This window comes from Rhizobium gallicum bv. gallicum R602sp, assembly GCF_000816845.1.
Lineage (GTDB): Bacteria > Pseudomonadota > Alphaproteobacteria > Rhizobiales > Rhizobiaceae > Rhizobium > Rhizobium gallicum.
Genome location: NZ_CP006877.1, coordinates 2,169,995 through 2,185,253, shown reverse-complemented (window position 1 = coordinate 2,185,253; position 15,259 = coordinate 2,169,995). Strand labels below are relative to the sequence as shown.

The following is a 15,259-nucleotide window of genomic DNA, read 5'->3' as shown; positions in this document are numbered from 1 at the left end:
CGGCATCCAGCCCGCCCCGGCATTGAGCGCAGGAAGGCTCTCTTTGCCAACAGAGGAAGGCGGACGTCAATTTCTATTCTGGGGTAGCGCCGCATTACTCGAGGTCGCGCGCCCTTTCTGTGAGCGCCGGTTCTCCAAAAGGCGCAACAGCAAGTTCCGTTTTCTCTTGCGCTGGACAAGATCAATATCACTGACAAGCTTTGCGCCGCCCTCGCGCCGCTCCAATGTGATCTTGCGGCTATGGAAGGCTTCCAGCTCAGCTCGATGCGCTACGCTTATGATGGTGACCTTCGGCAATTCATAAATCAACATCTCCATCATCTTGTCCTGACTCTTCTCATCGAGTGCTGACGTTGCTTCATCCAACACGATGATATCGGGCGTGTGTAGCAGGAGACGCGCAAAGGCGAGCCGCTGCTTTTCGCCACCCGACAACGTCTGATCCCATGGCGCGTCGTCCTCGATCTTGTCGTTCAGATAATCGAGTCCCACCTTCTTGAGGGCCGCCTTGATCACATCCAGCGTCCAGCTATCGGCGGCGCGGGGATAGGCGACTGCACGGCGAAGCGTCCCGGAAGGGATATAGGGCCGTTGCGGTAACATGAACAGTCGTCTGTCGGCGTGGAAATTGACGCTGCCGTCACCCCACGGCCAAAGACCTGCGATGGCCCGCACCAGCGTGCTCTTGCCTGAACCGGATTCTCCGGCTACGAGCACCCGCTCGCCTGGTTCGATCGCGACCTGGGTTTCCTTGACCACGGCGGTGCCGTCGTCAAGCGAAACGGAGAGATCGTTTAGGCTGAGCATCGTATCGCCTTCAGTTTTACCGCGCTTGATGCGTCCCAAAGCGTTGCTCTGTTCGGCGCGCTCGAGCCCGTCGAGCGACATCATCAGCGAAGCGATGCGGCGTGCACAGGCGTTCCAATCGGCAAGACGGGGGTAGTTGTCGACCAGCCATCCGAACGCGCTTTGAACGATGGCGAAGGCAGAGGCAGCCTGCATCACCTGTCCGAGGGTCATGCTGCCTTCGAGAAACTTTGGAGCGCAAAGCAAAACCGGCACGACTGGTGCAAACAAGCTCGACCCCTGCGACACAAGCGCCGTGCGCATGTGTTGGCGCGCAAGGAGCGCCCATTGCCTGAGTACCTTGGCGAACGTCTTCTCGACGTCGTTACGCTCCTCCTCTTCACCGCCGAGCAAGGCGATACTCTCGCCGTTCTCCCGTACATGCGTCAGCGTGTAGCGAAATTCGGCTTCCGCCTGATTTTTGACCTCAGAGACGTGGACGAAATGGCGGCCGATGACCGCCATCGAGCTCGATGTGATCGCGGCATAGAGGACCGCGGTGATGACGAGGAAGCCAGGAACAGTGACGGTCGAACCTGCGATTGTCAGACTGAGGGCTCCGCCGATGGTCCAAAGCACCACGATGAAGGTCGAGGCAGACAGAAATGCGGAAATGACACCCGCGATGAAATCGACGGGTGATTCGGTGGCAATCCGCAAATCTTCCGCAACGCGCGCTTCGGGGTTTTTGTGGTCGCCGCCGATGAGGTTCAACTGATAGTAACGGCCGTTTGCGAGCCAGCGCGCGATGACTGTTGTTGTGAGCCAGCAACGCCAGCGGCGCTGAATCATCATACGAAGGGCGACTTGTGCAACGACAAGGACGACGGTTCCAAGCACCAATGGCAGGAATACGGCGCTCAGAAAGTATACGGTGCGGGCATTGTGTTGCTCGATGGCGTCAAAAATTGCGCGGTTCCAGACATTGATTCCATACTGGAAGCCGACATTGATGCCGATCAGGGTCAATAGTCCGATTGAGCACGGCCAAGCGAGCCTGTCGCCGCCGCGGCCCCAGTAACCGCGCGCGCTGATCCAGAAACGCTTTAGCAAATATCTCTTGCGCGCCTGCTCGGCCTCCTCAGGCGTCAACTCTTTATCGGGTTCGATGACATTTGGGGGCGGCGCGACCTCGACAGTCGATACCTTCTCTTGGTGCGACGTCTCGGCACCGTGCGTGTTGGTGCCGTCGACCGATTTCGGATTGAATTTAGCGTCGGTCATACGCACGACAACGGCGTAAAAATCAAAAGGTTTCATGATGCCAATGTCGAACATGGCATCAGAGGGCTTGTCGAGAACTTAACATCTTCCCCCGCTTGAGGGGATTTCCGAAGGGGCGCGAAGCTCCGCCGACGGTTATCGCTTCAATGAAGAGCGGCTCGCCTTCCTCCACGATCATAGACGCCGTGTTCCGACGCAGGATGTTGATCGCAGCGTTGTGGTCGGCGTGGGCGCAAACCGCATTGGCGTGGCGAGGTCTTCCAGCACGACCGTTGCGAAGCGACGGGCGATATCAAGACTGGCCTTGTGCCGCAAGGAGGCCTGTTCCGCACATTGGAAATGACTGGCGTTCTCCCCGGCTTGAGCGTTAACTGTAGTTCTGACGGAGGAGGTGACATGAAAGAGGCCGCCTCCACCGATAGAACGGATCACTGAGATGCAGGTGATGATCGAGGGACAGTCACGCTTCCAGCCTTTCGGCTTACCTTATTGGGGTTTCATACATCTCAACAAGGGAGTTGGAAGCATGACTGCCTCTTATGATTACCATATCGGCGTCGACTATCACAAATCCTACAGCCACCTGGTGGTGCAGGACAGCAGCGGCAAGACGCTCAGATCCGGCCGGGTGAAGAACGACCGCCAGTCGCTTGGCGGCTTTCTCGAACGCTATCGCGACAACTCGCATGCGGTTGTCGAGGCGACGCGCAACTGGATGGTGATCTACGACTGGCTCGACGACATTTGTGATGATGTCGTCCTCGCCCATCCGTGGAAGGTCAAGGCGATCGCCGATGCCAAGATCAAGACTGACAAGATCGATGCGACGGTGCTGGCGCACCTGCTCAGAGCCGACCTGGTGCCGGAGGCCTGGGCACCTGGAGAGCGAGCCCGCGAGCTGCGCATCGCCCTTCGTGAGCGGATGTTTTACGTGCGGCTGCGGACGATGACAAAGAACCGCATCGTCACGGTGTTTGATCGCTATCCGGAGCAGACGGCGCAGCTGAAGAAGCTCGGCGACCTGTTCGGCAAGGCCGGCCGCCTCCAACTGGCGCAGGTCAAGGTCTCGGAGATCGACCGCATCCAGATTGACCGCGGTCTCGACTTCATCGGCGACATCGATGTGCGGATCAAGCAGTCGGAGGCGACGATCCGGGCAATGACCAAGGTTAATGGCAATGTGAAGCTGTTGAAGACGATCCCCGGCATCGGCGAGTTCTTCGCCCGGCTGATCGATGCGGAGAACGATGATGTCGGTCGATTCCGCAATCCGAAGAAGCTTGCCGCCTATGCCGGACTGGTGCCGTCGACCTATTCCTCCGGCGGCAAGACCTTTCACGGCAAGATCATCAAGCAGGGCAACAAGTGGCTGCGCTGGGCTTTCGTCGAGGCGGTGGCTCCGGCCATTGCCAGCGATGCACAGCTTCGCGCCCAATACGAGCATCTGAAGATCAGAGGAGTGAACAAGGCGCGCGTTGCGATCGCGCGCAAGCTTTTGACGATCGCCTTCCACATCCTGCGTGACCAGCGCGCTTACGAGCGGCGCGGCGAAAGCAACACGGAAGGCGCGTCGACGATATCCCGGTTGTCCTGATGGTCTACTAGCGAGTCCGGCAGGTCCGGGTTGCGCTCCTTGAGGAGAATGGGAAACCGGGAGCCGAACGTCACTCTGTGACCGAAGCTAACGCATCAGGTCACGCATTGGAGATTGGTTCGAGAACCGCAGGACGGCAACAACCTGTCCAGCGAAAGGAAGAGTTTTAGCCGATCGGCAAAAACGCTGATCAAACCATAACCGAACCCAAGGAAAAGCCGCCAGTTAAAGGCGTTTTGCCCCTTGTGTTCTTTCATTGGAGGTAAACCATGGCCATGTATCTCACGCGCTTCAGCTACACGCCCGAGACGTGGGTGCGCATGATCGAAAACCCCGAGGATCGTCGAGAGGCGGCACGTACTTATATCGAATCCGTGGGCGGAAAGCTCCATGGGTTCTGGTACGCCTTTGGCGAGCATGATGGTTGGAACCTGTGGGAGGCGCCGGATAACGTATCGATGGCGGCGGTCGCACTTGCCATCGGCGCAGGAGGCGCGCTCAGCTCTATTGAGACCACTGTCCTCCTCAGCGTCGAGGATACGATCGAAGCGTTGGAAAAGGCAAAATCGATTCGATATCGTCCACCGGCAACGTAGGCGGCGGCCCAATGCTTCCCATCCATGTTGAAGACGAGTGTTTCGCTCGTCCCCGGCGCAATCTCTCTGTGAATCGCGCCTGAGGCATTAAGGGTCCGCAATGGGCCGCCGGAAGCAGACAAGACGCTTCGCCTCGCAACACACTGCGTTAAGAGGCTGGCTGCTTGTCTTGCGCGAGAGTGTGCGCCACGACCGCATTTGCATGACCGTGGCCCATTCCGTGTTCGCTCTTCAGCATACTGACAAGTTCCATGTGCTTCGCAGGATAGTGCTTTCGCACGATCTCTTGCCAGTCATAGATAGGACGGCCGTATTTCTTCTCGATTGATGGAAAATAGGAAGCAGGTCCTTTGATTTTCTCGGTGGTCATGGCGCGTCAACCCCTTTTCGTGCCGCATCGATCACAGCCACGTCGATTTTCCTCATCGTCATCATCGCGTCGAATGCGCGCTTTGCTTGTTCGCCACCTGCTGCAAGCGCGTCCATTAGAATGCGAGGTGTGATCTGCCAGGATACTCCCCACTTATCCTTGCACCAGCCGCATTCGCTTTCCTGACCGCCATTGCCGACGATGGCGTTCCAATAGCGATCCGTTTCTTCCTGATCCTCGGTGCTGATCTGGAATGAGAAGGCTTCGCTGTGCTTGAATGTGGGGCCGCCGTTCAATCCGATGCACGAGACACCCGCCACCGTGAACTCGACGACCAACACGTCTCCCTCTGCTCCGTCTGGGTAATTGCCGGGCGCGCGGATGATGGCTCCGATCTTGCTGTCTGGGAAGGTGTCGGCATAAAAGCGGGCGGCTTCCTCAGCGTCCTTGTTGTACCATAGACAAATGGTGTTCTTAGACATCGCGTGGTCCTCCTGGTCGTTGTCCTTCAGATCGAGAGCCCGACCTGATGATACGATGACGCACCAGCTGCCCCCGATCCGACATCATGATCAAAATCGCTGCTTTCTTTTTAACTCCTCTCGTCTTGCGCGGCCCAAACGCCTTGGGCCGACAGGCAACTGCTTCATTGCGACCGTTGCAGAATTGCCTACTCTGCGATGTCACAAAAGTCAGGAAAACAAGTGTCGTTTTAATCGGGACTTCTGCAAGAGGTCGTTGACCGCCTTCGGCCTTTACGCACACTCAGCACTGTCAGCGGGCACAGTGGTCTTAATTTCGGCGAAAGAGGTGTCGAAGCTCGGAAGGCTTCAAAATCAGGGATGAATAATATGGCCACCTTTATCCTTATACTCGGAGGCTGGCAGGGCGGTTGGGTTTACCAAAAGGTGGCAGATATACTTACTGCGGACGGGCACAGAGCCTTACCGATCACGCTTTCGGGGGTCGGCGATGCGCCCGCCCCAACGGCCAATCTTGAAGATCACATAGATGAGGTCGTTAGTGCGATGAAGTCGCATCGCGACGACCTGGTGATTGTTGGACAATCCTACGGCGGGATGGTCGTGAGCGGCGCAGCTGATGCTGCGGCATCGCAAATTGGTCTATGTAGACGCCTATGTGCCTGGTTCCGGTGACTCTGTCTGGTCCCTGACGACGCCTCGTTTTCGAGATGTCTTCGTCGCGGGCGCGAAGGCTGACGGACTAACTTGCGCGCCCCCTGCCAATCTTGACCCGCGATGCCGACCGCATCCGATTGGCACGTTTCTCCAATCAATCAATCTCAGCGGATGTTGGCGTGAAGTGCCGCGCAAGACCTTCATTGGCGCATTTGGATGGGAAGGAAGTCCGTTCCTTGACCCTTATCAACGCTTAAACGGTGAGCCGGAGTGGTCGACCTTTGCCTTCGATTGCGGGCACAATGTAGCACGGCTGAAGCCCGAGGGGCTCTTACCGAGATATTGCTAGCTCAGGTTTGACCAACCTGACTGCAATCCAAATACGACATGCCGTGCAGCGAATTCCCAATTTTCGCGCCAAAAGCCGACGATGCTGAATTTATAGGCAATCCGTGTCGCAAAATTTCTCGCAAAAGTCGGCGTTTTCGTTACCGATTTTTGCGACCTCATGGCGGCTTTGGGCCGGCTTGCCGGCGAACTGTTCGGCCGAAACGCGCCCAAAAGCGCCAGATTAGCCTCGGTTTGGGTGCGCCAACAGGTCGGACATAGTCTTCCTCTAATCGTCGTTATTTGGCCTTTCGGTCGTGGAATGGTGGCTGGATTTCTGCGACCGGCGCAGGAATGAGGATGGATGGAACCAATCGCCGCCATAAAAGATGAAGTCTCCCGCTTACGGGGTGAGACGCAGACCCACGCATACCTCACCCAAGCACATCATAGAGCCGAAAGATCCAGCTGATCTGATAGAGCAGGCCGAGGCTGACGAAGGCGATGTGGAAGCGGCGGTTCCGCGTCCAGGCCGCCACAAGGCAGAGGACGATATAGGCGAGGTTGCGGATGAGATATTCACGGCCGAGCGCATGGACATAGGCCTGGCCCTTGAGCCAGGTATCGCCGAGGTCCACGGCATAGGTCAGCGCCAGCATGCCGAAGAACCAAGTGCGCCGGGAGATGAAATAGTCCTCGTAGTCGCCGTACTCCTCGATCGAGGTCGGGAAGAGCAGGACGCTAAGGAAATAAAACAGGCAGCAGAAGCTGATGAGGAAGAGGTAAACGCCGAAGGTGATGACGACCAGCGAGCCGAGGCGATACTCCCACCACCAGAAATGGATGATGAAGAGGAACATCGACCCGACCCAGCCGAGATGGACGTGGTAGAGCGGTGTTTCTTAGGCGATTGGACGATGCCGGCGAGACCCGTGAGTAGGCGGGTGAGGCTGAGGCCGATGACCATCGCCATTATGGCGCGGATATAAACGAAGACCTCCGGTGTCGCCGCCTCTTGCATGGTGTCACGCCTTGGGGACCGGCTTCGGCGCGCCGTTTTCGTCGAGTGCCACCATGATGAAGGTGCCGGCTGTGACCTTTTCCATCTTGTTGTAGCGCGAACGGTGCGCCCAGGCCTCGACGCAGAGAGTGATCGAGGTGCGGCCGACGCGGTCGATGTCGGTAAAGACCGAAAGTGTGTCGCCGATCTTCACCGGCAACTGGAAAGCCATTTCCTTGACCGCGGCGGTGACCACGCGGCCTCTGGCGCGTTCGGCGGCGCGGATGCCGCTCGCCAGGTCCATCTGCGCCATGACCCATCCACCGAAGATATCGCCTGCGGGGTTGGCGTCGCCAGGCATGGCAAGCGTGCGGAGCGTCAGTTCGCCTTTCGGCTTCGGGGTCTCGGTCATGATCCTACTTCGTGATGTTTGCGGTTTCGATTCCGCCCGCACGGTAATGTAAAGCGCAAGCGAAATGAACAGACAAACGGCCGGCGTTTAGTGCGCTGGGTGTCGCCGGTCCTGAAATAAATCTCCTTAATGTAAAATTCTAAGATAATCCAGATTGTTGCAACGGGAACCGGACTGCCGGCAACCACCTTCCGTCACGTTATGTCGCCTCACTCTAATATTAGTTCACCGTCCAGTAATGGATCTCCCTCATCATTCAAAGATCGATTCTGCATGGGAATGCCGGGGGAATTCATGCGTAACATCAAGATATCAACGCGTCTCTATTGTCTCGTCGGCCTGACGTTGGCGATCTTTGTGGCGACGATGGTTTTCTTTCTAAACTATTCTTATTCCGAACTGGAAATGGAAAGAAAATCCGGTCTTGCGCAGATGGACGCGACGGCGGTCAACATCCTGCAGAAATACTACAAGATGGAACAGGCCGGCACGCTGACGCGCGATGAGGCGCAAACGGCGGCGAAAGACGTCATCGCTGCCATGCGCTACGGCGGCAGCGGCTACTTCTGGATCAACGACATGCGCCCGGTCATGGTGATGCATCCGATCAAGCCGGAGCTGAACGGCGCCGACCTTTCGCAGAACAAGGACCCGACCGGCAAATTCCTGTTCATGGAATTCGTCAATGTCGTGAAGGCCCAGGGTGAGGGTTTTGTCGACTACTATTGGCCGAAACCAGGTGCCGAACAGCCCGTCCTGAAATACTCGCACGTCGCTGGCTTCGAGCCCTGGGGTTGGATCGTCGGCACCGGCGTCTATTCCGACGACCTTGCAGCGCTCTACTGGCAGAATGCGATCTGGACGGCGATCCTTTGCGCGATCGGAGCTGGGATCATCGTTTCCGTCGCCTATGCGATCGTCAAGAGCGTTACCGGACCCGTCGCACGGATCGGCGCGGCAATGCATGAGATCGCGGGCGAGAACGGGGCGGTCGAAGTCTGCGACAGCGATCGGCGTGACGAGATCGGCCACATGGCAAAGGCCCTCCTGGTATTGCGCGACTCGATGCTCGACCGCACCAAAATGCGTGCCCGTGAAGACGAGCGCCAGCGCGAGATCGACGGCGAACGCCGCGGCAATGAAGCGAGCCTGCGCGCCGCAGCCGAGCGCCAGAACCACGCGATGCAAACGCTGGGAGCCGGCCTGGAGAAGCTTGCAGCCGGCGATCTCACGGTTTCGATCGGCGATCTCGGCGAGGACTATTCAAAACTGCGCACCGACTTCAATGCCGCCGTCGGCGCGCTCAACGACGTCATCCAGGCGATCGCCGAATCGAGCAATGTCGTGAATGACAATGCATCGGGTATCAGCGAGGCTACCAACAATCTGTCGAAGCGCACCGAGCAGCAGGCCGCTGCTCTCGAAGAGACTGCAGCCGCACTCGATGAGATTACCGCAACGGTGCGGACCGCGTCCGAACGGGCGACCGAAGCCCGCGAGATGGTCGCCGAGACCAAGGCGAGTGCTGGAAAATCCGGCGAAATCGTGCGGAATGCCGTTAGCGCGATGAGCCGGATTGAGGACTCCTCCAGCCGGATCAGCCAGATCATCGGCGTGATTGACGAGATCGCGTTCCAGACCAACCTTTTGGCGCTGAATGCCGGTGTCGAGGCCGCACGCGCAGGCGAGGCCGGCCGGGGCTTTGCGGTCGTGGCGCAAGAGGTTCGCGAACTCGCGCAACGTTCGGCAAATGCCGCCAAGGAGATCAAGACGCTGATCAGCAACTCGGCGGCGGAAGTCGAGTCCGGCGTGGCGCTGGTTCGCTCGACGGGCGATGCTCTCGTCGAGATCGAGACGCTGGTGAACAAGGTCAACGACCATGTGAATACAATTGCCACCGCGGCGCGCGAGCAGGCAACGGGCCTCCACGAGATCAACACCTCGGTCAACCACATGGATCAGATGACCCAGCAGAACGCTGCCATGGTGGAGGAAACGACGGCGGCGAGCCAGACGCTTGCCGAAGAGAGCAGCCAGCTTCGTACGCTGCTTGCCAAATTCCGCCTCGGCTCGCGCGCGTCGCAGCATTACGCACGGCACGCAGCTTGATCAGCGGCAGAGCCGGGCTCGCCCGGCTCTGATCCCAGGGGTAAGCTTTCATTCATCGTTTTTAGCTAAATTCGAGTCAAATTCTTCAATGCAAGCAGGGCTGCGGGAGCGATGGAGAGTATTGTGTCTACCTCCCTTTTGCGGCGCGTCGCGCTGCCGGTCCTGATAACCACCAGCCTCGCGACCTGTTCGATCAGCGACGGCATGATACCGCCGGCAAGCATCGACCGGGGCACGAAGGTGAGTTCGATTTCGCCTATGCCGGGGCAAGGCGCGAAGCGCATGGCGCCCGCCGATGCGCAGGCGTCCTATCCCGTTTCCAACGCACCGGTTTCAAACACGCAAGGCTCGATCGATTATCTCGACACGCCGAACCTTGCAGGCGCCGGGCATTCTGCGCGCGCGGGCAGCCAGCCGATGCCAAAGAAGCTGCCGATGATCGACAGCGATGAGGCACTGGCGCAAGGGCAGGGGCAGCCGCAGAACTGGGGCGGCACCCAGCAGCTTGCAGTGCCTTCCGGTGGCGTCAACATGGATGCGGAGCTTGGCGCGGAACCCGTCGTCGGGCTGGCGCAGGAACAGCAGATGCAGATCGCCGAAGGAAATTCGGCTGAACCTGTGGTCGACGGGATCGGCACCGACAATCCGACGCAATTGAACCGGACGGCAATGCCGCGGCCAGCCGCACAGGCCGAGATGAGCCGCGCCCCCGTGTGGAACGACGGCAGTTCGGTGATCGAGCCGTCGCGTGTTCCCGACGAGGACGAGAGCCAGGAAGTGGCGATGCTCAGGCCGAACGACCCGATGATCAGCCGGCCGGTCGCCCCCGACCCGAACGTGATGCCGGCCTCCGAGCTTGCCTGCCGCCGTGATCTGAAGCGCATGGGCGTGGTCTTCACCGACAAGCCGGCGATCAACGACGGCCCGTCCTGCCAGGTGCCTTATCCGGTCTCGCTGCAGGGGCTTTCCGGCAATATCGGCGTGAGGCCTGCGGTGACGCTGAACTGCCAGGTGACGCTTGCCTTCGCCAAATGGGTGAAGAACGAACTCGCGCCATCGGCCCGCTTTCGCTACTGGTCTGGCGTCAAGACGATCCAGCCGCTCGGCGGCTATTCCTGCCGGCGCATGAACAACAGCCGCCAGAGATACAATCCGATGTCCGAACACGCACGCGGCAACGCGATCGACGTCGGCAAGTTCGTACTGAAGAACGGCCACCAGATCGATGTGCGCAGGAAGGGCCTCTTCTCGTTCCGCGAGGGCAGGCTGCTCAAGGCCGTGCGCTCCGACAGCTGCCGGTATTTCAACACCGTGCTCGGCCCCGGCAGCAACCCGGAACACTGGAACCATTTTCACTTCGATCTCAGATCCCGCAAAGGCGGCAGGGTTTATTGCAATTAAGCCTGGTGGGCGGCCGAACCGGGACCGGTGAGTAGCGGATGGCACTTGGCGCCCAGAACCAAGAGCCAGGAGGACCGTTCGCATTGGCAATGCCTGCTTAAAGCGTATTGTCAGACCGCATCGCGAAAAGCGTCAACGCGATCCGATCCCGGCAGCCTTGCTCGATCCTGAGTGCTACTGATTGATCTCCGGTTCGACGAGCCGTGCCAGGTTTCGCAGCGACTCCTGCCAACCAAGGTAACAAGCCTCTGGTGGAATAACGTCGGGTACGCCTGCCTGCGTTATCTCCAGCTCTGTCCCGACCGAAACTTTCTTCAAGGTCACAGCGACTTCCATTTCGCCAGGCAAGTTGGGGTCGTCGAATTTGTCCGTGTAGCGCAGGCGCTCGCCTGGGGCGAGCTCGACATATTCGCCACCAAATGCGTGGCTTTTGCCCGTTGTAAAGTTCCGGAAGGACATTTTGAACTTTCCGCCGACTGTCGGTTCAAAGTGATGCACAGTGCAGGTAAAGCCGTTGGGGGGAAGCCACTTGGCGAGCGCATCCGCTTCGAGAAACGCGCGATAGACCTTCTCGGGGCTGGTTGCCAGGACGCGATGCAAGCGTATGGTGTTCGGCATGGTCGTGATCCTTTTGAATTGATGGAATTGACGATCCTAAGGACGTAGGAGGCTTTGCCAATCCGACACCGGAGCGATCTGTTGTTGAGGTAAAATTACTGAAGTCCCACGCTGTACGATTTTAACCAAGCCATCGTCGGAAAAACCAACCCTTCCGCTTTGCGGCAAACGCAGACATTGCCCACTGGAGGCACCTCACCTGGCCAGCTGCCGCATAGGCGACCAAATTACATCCCACCATTGACCGTGAGTATTGTCCCATGGCGCGCTACCGGGGAGGACGAGATGACCGTCAAACGCATTGTCGCGAACATCGCGGTTTCCGATATAGAAGCCGCCAAGGCTTTTTATCATGGCATCCTCGGCATGGATGTCGTCATGGATCATGGATGGATCGTCACTTATTCGGCGGATGCGAGCGCGGGGCCGCGGGTCAGCTTTGCGACCGAAGGTGGCTCCGGAACGGCTGTGCCCGACCTCTCTATCGAAGTCGACAATCTCGATGAGGTCTATCAGCGGGTCATCCGCGAAGGTATCGCGGTGGAGTACGGTCCGGCGAGCGAGCCCTGGGGGGTGAGGCGGTTTTACGTCCGTGACCCTTTCGGCCGCCTGGTGAATATCCTCAGGCATGCGTAATTTCGCTTGGGTATGGCAGGAATCGGATGCTTAGACGAAAAAAAGCCGGCTCAGGAGCCGGCTCAAGCTGGGCCGGCCGGGTAGGGGAACGCGAGGCCGGATTCTTAGGATTTCGTGACTGGCAATGACTGCTTACTATAAGCGAGGAAGCGAAAATCGGACGTAACGAGCGCCCTGGAAACGGTTCCGCAAAGGAATGGGCGGCGGCGCGGAAGCCGTTGCTTGCCTCGACACTTCTTATCTGCGAAGAAGATCACCGCTTGATGACAAATAAAACCTGCGGCTGATTTTCTTTTTCCTGATCCGGCCTGCGTGGAAGGTGGAGAGATCGCGATTCCGGGTGTTTCGGAGCTTGCCCTTTTTGCACTTCTGCTGGCGGCTGCGGGCGCAGTTGCGGGCCTGCTTGCCGGGCTCTTCGGCATCGGCGGCGGCGCGATCCTCGTTCCGGTGTTTTATCAGGTGTTCGGCTGGCTCGATGTGCCGGAGGCGGTGCGCATGCACCTGTCGGTCGGAACTTCGCTTGCGATTATCGTTCCGACGTCGCTCAGGTCCTATATGGCGCATCGCAGTCACGGGGCGGTCGACCAGGAGCTCCTGAGCAGTTGGATCATCGCCGTGCCGCTCGGCGCGATCATCGCGGCGGTGATTGCCTCTGAAGCGTCGAGCGTGACCTTGCGATTGATCTTTGCAGCCGTCGCGCTCCTCGTCGCCTTCCGCATGATGTTCAACCGCGCGAGCTGGCGTCTCGGCAGCGATTTGCCGGGTAATCCATTCAAGTTCCTGGTCGGGACGGGCATCGGTATTCTTTCCGGCCTGATGGGGATCGGCGGCGGCGTTCTCAACAATACCTTCATGACACTCTATTCGCGGCAAATGCACCAGGCGGTGGCGACATCTGCGGGCGTTGGCGTGCTGATCTCGCTGCCTGGATTGTTCGGCTATGTCTGGGCTGGTTGGGGAGTATCGGGCCTGCCACCGTTTTCGACCGGCTTCATCAACTGGGTCGCCGTGGTGTTCATCATTCCGCTGACGATGTATATCGCGCCGTTCGGCGCGCGGCTCGCCCACCGGATGAGCAAGCGTCAATTGGAGATCGGCTTCGGCATCTTCCTTGTCGTCACTGCGGCGCGGTTCCTCATCAGCATCTACGCATAAAGATGCTTTCGCTGAATAGTCTGTTCAGCGCTGGCAGGATGTCAAAGTGTAACAAAGGGGCTATATAGCGGACGAAAAACGAGGAAATACTCAAGAAATCCGCAATGGCACCCATCATTTCCATCCGAAATCTCACAAAAAGCTACGCCAACGGGTTCGAGGCGCTGAAAGGCATCGATCTCGATGTCGACAAGGGCGAGATCCTGGCCCTGCTCGGGCCGAACGGCGCGGGCAAGACGACGATGATTTCGATCGTCTGCGGCATCGTCAATCCGAGCGGCGGCCAGGTGCTGGTCGCCGGGCACGATGTCGTCAAGGATTTCCGGGCGACGCGGACAATGATCGGGCTGGTACCGCAGGAACTGACGACGGATCAGTTCGAGACGGTCTGGAATACGGTGAGCTTTTCCCGCGGGCTGCACGGCAAGAAGCCGAACCCGGCCCATATCGAGAAGGTGCTGCGCGACCTTTCGCTGTGGAACAAGAAGGACAATATGCTGCGGGAGCTTTCCGGCGGCATGAAGCGGCGCGTGCTGATCGCCAAGGCGCTCAGCCACGAGCCGGAGATCCTGTTCCTCGACGAGCCGACGGCGGGCGTCGACGTGACGCTGCGCAAGGATATGTGGCGGGTCGTGGAAAGGCTGCGCGAGTCCGGCGTCACCATCATCCTGACGACGCATTACATAGAAGAGGCCGAAGAGATCGCCGACCGCGTCGGCGTGATCAACGGCGGCAAGCTGCTGCTGGTCGAAGACAAGACCGCTCTGATGACCAAGCTCGGCCGCAAGCAGCTGATTCTCGAGCTTGCCGAACCGCTGGACGAGCTGCCCGAATGTTTCTCCGCAAACGGCCTGTCGCTCGAACCTGACGGAAACCGGCTGATCTACGATTTCGATGCGCATAGCGAGCAGGAGAGCATTGCCGCGCTGCTCACCCGGCTTGCGGCGCAGAACATCCACTTCAAGGATCTTTCGACGCGGCAGAGTTCGCTCGAGGATATCTTCGTGGCGCTCGTGGGAGGCACGAAATGAATTTGGAAGCCATCAAGTCGATCTATTTCTTCGAAATGGCGCGCACGCGCCGCACGCTGCTGCAGAGCGTCTTCTCGCCGGTGATTTCCACCTCGCTCTATTTCATCGTCTTTGGCGCGGCGATCGGCTCGCGCATCCAAGAGGTGGAAGGCGTGTCCTACGGCGCCTTCATTACGCCGGGGCTCATCATGCTGACGCTGCTCGGGCAATGCATCGGCAACGGATCCTTCGGCATCTATTTTCCGAAATTCACCGGCACGATCTACGAGGTGCTGTCAGCGCCGGTTGCGATGACGGAGATCCTGCTCGGCTATGTTGGAGCTGCAGCCACCAAGGGGCTTCTGATCGGGCTCATTATCCTTCTGACGGCCAATGCCTTCGTGGAGGTCAGGATAGAGCACCCCTTCATGATGATCCTGTTCTTCCTGCTGACGGCGGTCACTTTCAGCCTGTTCGGCTTCATGATCGGCATATGGGCAGGCAACTTCGAGCAATTGAACCTGATCCCGATGCTCGTGGTGCCGCCGCTGACCTTCCTCGGCGGCAGCTTCTATTCGATCAACATGCTGCCGCCCTTCTGGCAGGCCGTCAGCCACTTCAATCCGGTGCTTTATCTCGTGAGCGGTTTCCGTTGGAGCTTCTACGGCATCGCCGACGTCAATCCGCTGCTCAGCCTTGGGATGATCACCATGTTCCTGGCGATATGCCTTGCGACTCTTGGCTGGATTTTCAAGACGGGATACCGGCTGCGGAACTGAGGCCTGCGCCGGGCGGATGTTGTCGGCGGCGATGTCGCCTTCG

At 58.8% G+C, this 15,259-nt stretch carries 14 protein-coding genes and 1 pseudogene; 9 read left to right on the top strand and 6 right to left on the bottom strand.

All coding sequences use genetic code 11. The features are described 5' to 3' along the window. Positions 1-66 precede the first annotated feature (66 nt). Entirely contained in the window at positions 67-2,070 is a 2,004-nt protein-coding gene (locus tag RGR602_RS10930; protein WP_039846798.1) for an ABC transporter ATP-binding protein/permease, read from the bottom strand. A gap of 526 nt (positions 2,071-2,596) precedes the next feature. Between RGR602_RS10930 and RGR602_RS10925 the strand changes: the two genes are divergently transcribed. Both RGR602_RS10925 and RGR602_RS10920 read left to right on the top strand, forming a co-directional pair. Next, positions 2,597-3,664, top strand: coding sequence for an IS110 family RNA-guided transposase (locus tag RGR602_RS10925; RefSeq protein WP_039846797.1), 1,068 nt, complete (start codon positions 2,597-2,599; stop codon positions 3,662-3,664). A 269-nt stretch (positions 3,665-3,933) separates the two neighbouring features. Next, complete coding sequence (locus RGR602_RS10920; RefSeq protein WP_039845117.1) at positions 3,934-4,260, top strand: GYD domain-containing protein; 327 nt, start codon at positions 3,934-3,936, stop codon at positions 4,258-4,260. 148 nt (positions 4,261-4,408) lie between these two features. Here RGR602_RS10920 and RGR602_RS10915 read toward each other — a convergent pair whose 3' ends face one another. Both RGR602_RS10915 and RGR602_RS10910 read right to left on the bottom strand, forming a co-directional pair. After that, positions 4,409-4,630 carry a DUF4287 domain-containing protein gene (locus RGR602_RS10915; RefSeq protein ID WP_039845116.1) on the bottom strand — a complete coding sequence of 74 codons (222 nt, stop codon included), beginning with the start codon at positions 4,628-4,630 and terminating at the stop codon, positions 4,409-4,411. Beyond that, entirely contained in the window at positions 4,627-5,112 is a 486-nt protein-coding gene (locus tag RGR602_RS10910; RefSeq protein ID WP_039845115.1) for a VOC family protein, read from the bottom strand. Before RGR602_RS10910 ends, RGR602_RS10915 begins: the two co-directional genes overlap by 4 nt. Before the next feature lie 369 nt (positions 5,113-5,481). Between RGR602_RS10910 and RGR602_RS37075 the strand changes: the two genes are divergently transcribed. Then, the gene (locus RGR602_RS37075) at positions 5,482-5,787 is read left to right on the top strand and encodes an alpha/beta fold hydrolase (protein WP_203226146.1); all 306 of its coding nucleotides are present in this window, start codon (positions 5,482-5,484) and stop codon (positions 5,785-5,787) included. 743 nt (positions 5,788-6,530) lie between these two features. Here RGR602_RS37075 and RGR602_RS10900 read toward each other — a convergent pair. Both RGR602_RS10900 and RGR602_RS10895 read right to left on the bottom strand, forming a co-directional pair. Continuing rightward, positions 6,531-7,117 (bottom strand): annotated as a pseudogene (locus tag RGR602_RS10900) (hypothetical protein). A 4-nt stretch (positions 7,118-7,121) separates the two neighbouring features. Further along, on the bottom strand, positions 7,122-7,508 hold the full coding sequence (locus tag RGR602_RS10895) for an acyl-CoA thioesterase (protein WP_039845114.1): 387 nt from the start codon (positions 7,506-7,508) through the stop codon (positions 7,122-7,124). 294 nt (positions 7,509-7,802) lie between these two features. On the opposite strand from RGR602_RS10895, the gene RGR602_RS10890 reads away from it, so the two are divergent. Next, complete coding sequence (locus RGR602_RS10890; protein WP_039846796.1) at positions 7,803-9,617, top strand: methyl-accepting chemotaxis protein; 1,815 nt, start codon at positions 7,803-7,805, stop codon at positions 9,615-9,617. A 123-nt stretch (positions 9,618-9,740) separates the two neighbouring features. Then, positions 9,741-11,018 (top strand): extensin-like domain-containing protein, encoded by a 1,278-nt coding sequence (locus tag RGR602_RS10885; RefSeq protein ID WP_407692028.1) that lies wholly within the window; start codon positions 9,741-9,743, stop codon positions 11,016-11,018. 174 nt (positions 11,019-11,192) lie between these two features. Here the strand turns inward: RGR602_RS10885 and RGR602_RS10880 are convergent, their stop codons facing one another. Next, positions 11,193-11,636, bottom strand: a complete 444-nt coding sequence (locus tag RGR602_RS10880) for an SRPBCC family protein (RefSeq protein ID WP_039845112.1) — start codon at positions 11,634-11,636, stop codon at positions 11,193-11,195. A gap of 285 nt (positions 11,637-11,921) precedes the next feature. Here RGR602_RS10880 and RGR602_RS10875 point away from each other — a divergent pair, with 285 nt between their 5' ends. The 4 genes from RGR602_RS10875 to RGR602_RS10860 all read left to right on the top strand — a co-directional run bounded on the left by RGR602_RS10875 (position 11,922) and on the right by RGR602_RS10860 (position 15,216). Beyond that, positions 11,922-12,272, top strand: a complete 351-nt coding sequence (locus tag RGR602_RS10875) for a VOC family protein (protein ID WP_039845111.1) — start codon at positions 11,922-11,924, stop codon at positions 12,270-12,272. Between the two features lie 333 nt (positions 12,273-12,605). After that, positions 12,606-13,427, top strand: a complete 822-nt coding sequence (locus tag RGR602_RS10870) for a sulfite exporter TauE/SafE family protein (RefSeq protein ID WP_039846795.1) — start codon at positions 12,606-12,608, stop codon at positions 13,425-13,427. A gap of 104 nt (positions 13,428-13,531) precedes the next feature. Then, complete coding sequence (locus RGR602_RS10865) at positions 13,532-14,458, top strand: ABC transporter ATP-binding protein (protein ID WP_039845110.1); 927 nt, start codon at positions 13,532-13,534, stop codon at positions 14,456-14,458. Then, a complete protein-coding gene (locus RGR602_RS10860; protein ID WP_039845109.1) occupies positions 14,455-15,216 on the top strand; it encodes an ABC transporter permease in 762 nt (253 codons plus the stop codon). Before RGR602_RS10865 ends, RGR602_RS10860 begins: the two co-directional genes overlap by 4 nt. Positions 15,217-15,259 lie beyond the last annotated feature (43 nt).

Bases quoted from the DNA above. Each gene is read 5' to 3' on its own strand.
- RGR602_RS10930 (WP_039846798.1), bottom strand. From the start codon at position 2,070: ATGACCGACGCTAAATTCAATCCGAAATCGGTCGACGGCACCAACACG.
- RGR602_RS10925 (WP_039846797.1), top strand. From the start codon at position 2,597: ATGACTGCCTCTTATGATTACCATATCGGCGTCGACTATCACAAATCC.
- RGR602_RS10920 (WP_039845117.1), top strand. From the start codon at position 3,934: ATGGCCATGTATCTCACGCGCTTCAGCTACACGCCCGAGACGTGGGTG.
- RGR602_RS10915 (WP_039845116.1), bottom strand. From the start codon at position 4,630: ATGACCACCGAGAAAATCAAAGGACCTGCTTCCTATTTTCCATCAATC.
- RGR602_RS10910 (WP_039845115.1), bottom strand. From the start codon at position 5,112: ATGTCTAAGAACACCATTTGTCTATGGTACAACAAGGACGCTGAGGAA.
- RGR602_RS37075 (WP_203226146.1), top strand. From the start codon at position 5,482: ATGGCCACCTTTATCCTTATACTCGGAGGCTGGCAGGGCGGTTGGGTT.
- RGR602_RS10895 (WP_039845114.1), bottom strand. From the start codon at position 7,508: ATGACCGAGACCCCGAAGCCGAAAGGCGAACTGACGCTCCGCACGCTT.
- RGR602_RS10890 (WP_039846796.1), top strand. From the start codon at position 7,803: ATGCGTAACATCAAGATATCAACGCGTCTCTATTGTCTCGTCGGCCTG.
- RGR602_RS10880 (WP_039845112.1), bottom strand. From the start codon at position 11,636: ATGCCGAACACCATACGCTTGCATCGCGTCCTGGCAACCAGCCCCGAG.
- RGR602_RS10875 (WP_039845111.1), top strand. From the start codon at position 11,922: ATGACCGTCAAACGCATTGTCGCGAACATCGCGGTTTCCGATATAGAA.
- RGR602_RS10865 (WP_039845110.1), top strand. From the start codon at position 13,532: ATGGCACCCATCATTTCCATCCGAAATCTCACAAAAAGCTACGCCAAC.
- RGR602_RS10860 (WP_039845109.1), top strand. From the start codon at position 14,455: ATGAATTTGGAAGCCATCAAGTCGATCTATTTCTTCGAAATGGCGCGC.